This window comes from Cobetia sp. (genome assembly GCF_983723665.1).
The window spans coordinates 1-5,662 of record NZ_CFDJES010000160.1 but is presented as its reverse complement, the minus strand read 5'-3'; the positions used below and the strand labels follow the sequence as shown (position 1 = coordinate 5,662).

Below are 5,662 nucleotides of genomic sequence, written 5' to 3'. Positions count from 1 at the left end.
CACGCTGAGAGATCATCAGCATGAGCGGGGCGTCATATTGCAGCGTGACAGCGGTTCCCGGCGCGCTTCAGCCAGCCAGAGAGCCGAGCGTCTTCTCCATCGTCGCGACCACTTCACGGCACAGCGCATCATCGAGTGCGTCGGCGTGCGGCGGTGCGAATCGCTGGGCGTCGTTGTCGAAGTACTGACCATTGGCGCCGGCGAATTCCTCATCCAGTGCCGCACGTACCAGGATATCAGCACCGATACCCAGGTCCTTGCCCGGCACGCCGAAGCCTTCCTTGACCATCTTGCTGGCCAGCAGAGAGCCCGGGTTGACCGCGATCAGGATCGGTCCCTGGCCTTCCCAGTCCTGGGCAAGCGTGCGGGTCCACATGGTGATCGCGAGCTTGCTCTGGGCATAGGCCGCGTAGTGGTCGTTGAACGCGACCTCTCCGATCAGCGCCTTCAGGTCCACGGAGGATTGAGCCGCCGAGGACAGGTTGACGACCCGCCCGGCCGGACGCAGTGCCGAAGCCAGTTTCTGGGTGAGCAGATACGGGGCAAGGGTGTTGACCACGAAGCGCAGGTCGAGACCGTCAGCCGTCACGACGCTGGGGGCCTGGAAGACACCGGCATTGTTGATCAGGACATCCAGACTGGCATTGGCCGCCAGCACTTCGCTTGCCAGTGAATCGATGGCGGCCAGATCGGACAGGTCGGCCACGAAACCTGCGACACGCTCAGCCCCTGCCAGCGTTGCAAGTTCGGCGACGACGCCATTGACCTTCTGCTCGCTGCGCCCGTGAATCAGCACGCGATGGCCGCGCTCCAGCAGGGCCTTGGCCGTGACCAGGCCGATGCCATCGGTAGAACCGGTGATAAGGATGGTTTTCATGCGCTCTCTCCTTGAAATGTCACACGACGCTTGAGACGCGAACGACAGGGCGTGCCCTATGGCCACACCCTGTCGTTCATCTGTGCCAGCGCAGTGTCAAATGCTGCCGCCTGGATGGCTGGCGGGTCTCGCTATCAGACCTCTCTATCAGGTCCCGCTATCAGACCTCGACGATGACCTTGCCGGTTGCCTTGCCGCTGCCCAGGCGGGCGTGGGCCTGGCCCACTTCCTCAAGCGGGAAGACCTGATCATCGATGATCGGCTTGAGCGCGCCGGCATCGGCGATACGCGCCATGTCGGCCAGAATCTCGTGGTGCTGCTGACGACGGAAGTCATGCAGCATCGGGATCAGCATGAAGACGACGTGCAGTGACAGGCCCTTGAAGTGCGCGGTAGTCAGATCGATTTCCATGAAGGACACGGTCGTCGAGACATGGCCATTGAGCGCGGCAGCCTCGAAGGAGGTCGGCAGGTTAGCGCCGCCGACGGAGTCGAACACGATGTCGAAGCCCTTGCCGTCGGTGTGCTTGGCCACATAGTCGGCGACCTGCTCATTGCGGTAATTGATGGCACTGGCACCCAGCCCTTCAACCAGCGTCTCGTGCTCATCACGACCGACGGTAGAGGCGACGTCGGCACCGAAGTGACGAGCCAGCTGGATGGCGATGTGACCCACGCCGCCCGCACCACCGTGAACCAGCACCTTCTGACCGGCCTCGATGTTGGCGCGCTTGAGGCCTTCATAGGCCGTGATGCCGACCAGCGGCAGCGCCGCGGCTTCCACCATGCTCAGGGACTTCGGCTTGTGGGCGATCAGGCGGACATCGGCGGCGATATACTCGGCCAGCGTGCCCGGAAGGTCCGCCAGGCCACCAGCACAACCATAGACTTCATCCCCGATGGCGTAGCCTTCGACGCCCTCGCCCACGGCTTCGACGGTACCGGCGAAGTCCATGCCCAGCAGCGCCGGCAGTGCCGGAGACAGCGGCAGCTCAGGGCCCATCTCGCGAATCATGGTGTCGACGGTGTTGATGCTGGTGGCGGCGATGCGCACCAGTACCTGACCTGCCGCCGCTTGGGGCTTGGCGATTTCCGCCGCTTCGAACACCTCGGGACCACCGAATGATTTGACGAGCATCGCTTTCATGAGTCTGTCTCCTGCGTGGATGTGGAGCCAGCATAATTGTCATGGGCCTGAATGATAAACGGCGATAAACTACAATCAGTTTATTGGTTTTATTGAAAGTAATGGATGTGTTGGACGTATTGGGCGTATTGAACGTCACGAACGTTGCGCCAAGCCGTTGCTGGCGTGCCTCTCGCCATCGGGAGCCACGCACGTCGACGCAAATGAGGACACCCGCATGAATCTTGAGCACCTGAAGCTGTTCGTCCGCCTGGCCGCCGTGAACAGCATCAGTCAGGCCGGCGAGGACCTGGGACTGTCGCCCGCCGTCGCCAGCTCTCACTTGCGCAAGCTCGAGGACAGTCTGGGGGTGCGCCTGCTGCATCGCACCACGCGTCATGTGGCACTGAGCGAAGAAGGTCGTGCCTTTCTCCCCCATGCAGAGGAGGTACTGATCAGCGCCGAGGCCGCGCGGGCTGCCGTCGGCATCGGCACGACCTCCCCCAGCGGCACCTTGCGCATCACCGCATCCGCCTCCTTCGGGCGCATGCACCTGGTGCCGGGCCTGGCCGGTTTTCTCGAGCGCTGCCCTGATCTGGAACTGGACCTGCGCCTGACCGACACCATCGTCGATCTGGTCGAGGGCGGCTTTGACATCGCCATCCGCAACTCCGCCCTCAAGGATTCCAGTCTGATCGCGCGGCGCCTGGCACCGGACAAGCGCATTCTGTGCGCCTCGCCGGACTATCTCGCGCGCCATGGCACACCGACGCATCCCTCGATGCTGCACGAACACGAATGCCTGACCCTGATCGGCATGGACCAGTGGTGCTTTCAGTGCGAGAACGGCGTCGAGCCGATTCGCGTCAAGGGGCGTATCCGCACCGACAATGGCGAAGCCGTGCGTGACGCCTGCGCCGCAGGTCTGGGCATCACCCTGTCCTCGACATGGAGCATTTACCGCCACCTGGCCGAAGGCAGCCTGGTAGAGGTGCTACCCGAGACACCCTTGATCAGCGAGACGGGCATCTGGGCGGTCTATCCCAGCAACCGCCAGCTGGCCCCCAAGGTGCGCGCCTTCCTGGACTACTTCTCGGAATACTTCGGCAGCCCGCCCTATTGGGATGTCCAACAGGACTGAGATGCCGGAAAGCCTGTCATCCCACCGCCAGCACCCAGCGCTGAAGCATCGGCTTGTAGTGAGCGAAGTCCGGCGTCTGCATGCCGGCCATCTTGGCGGCATCATCCAGGCGCCGCACCTTGATGACGGCCTCGAGCTGCGGCAATTGAGCAAAAGCCTGCGCTTCCTCTTCCGTCATCGCCCCGCCCTGCAGCGCCAGGCTATCCAGCGAGGCCTGTGATAGACAGGCGCGATAGCTCGGCTCCACCGCGACCAGATAGCGCTTGGCCGCCACGTGCTGGCGTATCGGCTCGACGATCTCGGCCGGGAAGAAGCGCGCCAGCCAGTCGGCACCGCTGACCTGATGACGATTGTCCTGGCCGTTCATCAAGACCTCCGGCGGCAGCGCATTGGCGTAATGCCCCACGTCATGCAGCAAGGCGGCCAGAATCACCGACTCGGATTCCCCTTGCTGCTCGGCCAGATACGCCGCCTGCAGCATGTGCTCGGCCATGGTCACCTCCTCACCCAGATAGGAGTCCGCACCGTGCAGGGCGAAGATGTCCTCGATCAGGCCGACGATCCCCTCGGCGTTGGCAGGCTGAGTGATCATCGGGCGTTCTCCAGCAGGTTGAGAGTGGAATACAGGCTGTCGAGATCGGCGTAGGCGCCCTGCAGATGACGATTGCCACCAGCCACGAAGGCGGTGCGGGCGTGCATCACGCGACTGTTGTCGAACAGCAGGCAATCCCCCGGGGCAAGGCGCAGGCGCGTAGCCTGCTCCGGCTGACCGATCACGCGCGCCCAGTCGTGATAGGCACGATAGAAGGCGCGTTGCGCCTCAAGCGGCAGCGGCAGCGAGGCGATGGAGCGGTTGTTGTAACGCACCTGGCGGATGTTGCCCTTGTGGTCGGTCTCGATGAACGGCACCCAGCTTCTGAGATCGGCATGGTCCGCGTCATGAAAGCGGAACGGCACCCGCGTGCGCGTCAACAGCGCGAAACTCTCGGGCGCCAGTTCTCGCAGGCGCTCGGCGGCAGAGAAGCCATCCACCAGCAGGGTCTGGCCGCCTTCCACCTCGTTGCTCAGGCAATGCAGCAGCTGAATGCTCGGCGCCGGATCACGATAGGGATTGTCGGTATGCGCTCCGAGCCCGAGATTGCTGAAGGCGAGATTACTCGGCGAGACCTCGGTGCGGACATCGAACAACTTGCCGTAATTGGTTTCGCGCACATACCCGAACTGCTCGATTACCTCGAGCACCTTGCCCGGCTCGACGGGCACGCCGCGCAGGCACACCACTCCGCTGTCGCGGACACAGGCCAACGCCTTGCGGAGTGCCTCTCCGCCGGCGATGACATCGGCCCACTCGACTCGGGCGACCGAGAATTCACTGCCCTGCCAGAGTGTCTTGTGCGCGCTGCTGCGCTCATCGGGGAAGCCGGTGCTCAAGGCGGCCAGCTCATCGACGCCGTAGCGAATCTCGCGCGCATTGCTCAGTATCACTCGCAGGACGTCGCCCTCCTCAAGCGCCGCCTCGCTGATGGCGGCGTCCCAGTCGAGGTCGAGCACACTGTCCAGACGCTGATCATTGGCATGGCGACGGGCGGGGTCATGGTCTTGCAGCCACAGCACATGCTGGGCAAGAGTCTGGCCATCATCCAGAGTCAGGTGAAGCTGTTCGGCGTCAAACGCGAGGCGAGGCATGCAGAGTCTTCCTGTCTGTCGGGTGCGATCACAAGCCGCAAGGCACGGCATGACGAACGGGTGTGGCAAAGGCTCATGTCAAACGAGCGATCCGCCAGTGAATGCCCGCCATGCTAGTGAACGCAGACCCGCGGCCATAGCGAGACTTTCTGGCGGCGAGCCTTAGTTTTTATGCGCCCAGACTGTCACGTCATCGTCATGCACGGCTGCAAGAATGGTCGCTCGGCCGCGTGCCGCGGCAGGATCTGCAGTCATGGCTTCAGCACCAGCCGCCGATGCGGCGACTGGCTCAGTCAAGCTGGAGTTCTGCATGTCGCGTCCTGCCTATCACCCTTCCCAACGCCTCGCTCAGCGCCTGCCCCCCTTCAATGCCCTGACCGCCTTCGAGGCTACCGCACGCCTCGGCAGCCTGACCCGCGCCGCCGCCGAACTGTGCATTACCCAGGGCGCCGTCAGTCAGCGCGTCAAGCAGCTGGAAGACTTCCTCGCGGTCAGCCTGTTCGTGCGCCGCGGCAATCGCATCGAGCTGACTGATGAGGCGCATGCCTATCTGCCGCTGGTCAGTGGCGTGTTCGAGACCCTCAAGCGTGGTACCGCCACCCTCTTCCAGCACGATGAGCAACAGAGCCTGACGCTGCGCTCCAATCACAGCTTCGTCGAATACTGGCTGATCCCCAGGCTCAAGGACTTCCAGCGCCTGCATCCGAACATCCAGGTCACGGTGCTGCCGCACAACCAAGTACTCCCGGACGAGCAGCCCGATGTCGATATCGAGATCATCAATGGCTACGGCGGTTGGTGTGGGCGCGAGTACGAGAAACTGGCCGATGAG

6 protein-coding genes are annotated in these 5,662 nt (G+C 63.3%); 2 read left to right on the top strand and 4 right to left on the bottom strand.

Annotation, left to right across the window (positions count from 1 at the left end; translation table 11 throughout):
• Positions 1 to 67: 67 nt before the first annotated feature.
• Together AC4FAH_RS12860 and AC4FAH_RS12855 are read right to left on the bottom strand one after the other, a co-directional pair.
• Complete coding sequence (locus AC4FAH_RS12860; RefSeq protein WP_215824274.1) at positions 68 to 877, bottom strand: SDR family NAD(P)-dependent oxidoreductase; 810 nt, start codon at positions 875 to 877, stop codon at positions 68 to 70.
• Between the two features lie 160 nt (positions 878 to 1,037).
• Complete coding sequence (locus AC4FAH_RS12855) at positions 1,038 to 2,024, bottom strand: zinc-dependent alcohol dehydrogenase family protein (protein WP_107335034.1); 987 nt, start codon at positions 2,022 to 2,024, stop codon at positions 1,038 to 1,040.
• Positions 2,025 to 2,241: 217 nt separating this feature from the next.
• Between AC4FAH_RS12855 and AC4FAH_RS12850 the strand changes: the two genes are divergently transcribed.
• Positions 2,242 to 3,144: a LysR family transcriptional regulator gene (locus AC4FAH_RS12850; RefSeq protein ID WP_286987785.1), complete on the top strand. Its 903-nt coding sequence runs from the start codon at positions 2,242 to 2,244 to the stop codon at positions 3,142 to 3,144.
• A gap of 16 nt (positions 3,145 to 3,160) precedes the next feature.
• On the opposite strand, the gene AC4FAH_RS12845 is transcribed toward AC4FAH_RS12850, so the two are convergent.
• Together AC4FAH_RS12845 and AC4FAH_RS12840 are read right to left on the bottom strand one after the other, a co-directional pair.
• On the bottom strand, positions 3,161 to 3,736 hold the full coding sequence (locus AC4FAH_RS12845; RefSeq protein WP_286987787.1) for an HD domain-containing protein: 576 nt from the start codon (positions 3,734 to 3,736) through the stop codon (positions 3,161 to 3,163).
• Positions 3,733 to 4,830 carry a TauD/TfdA family dioxygenase gene (locus tag AC4FAH_RS12840; RefSeq protein WP_287020457.1) on the bottom strand — a complete coding sequence of 366 codons (1,098 nt, stop codon included), beginning with the start codon at positions 4,828 to 4,830 and terminating at the stop codon, positions 3,733 to 3,735. The genes AC4FAH_RS12845 and AC4FAH_RS12840 overlap by 4 nt, the downstream gene beginning before the upstream one ends.
• A gap of 310 nt (positions 4,831 to 5,140) precedes the next feature.
• Between AC4FAH_RS12840 and AC4FAH_RS12835 the strand changes: the two genes are divergently transcribed.
• Positions 5,141 to 5,662 (top strand): LysR family transcriptional regulator (locus tag AC4FAH_RS12835; protein ID WP_490246157.1); only part of this gene is annotated, 522 nt, incomplete at its 3' end.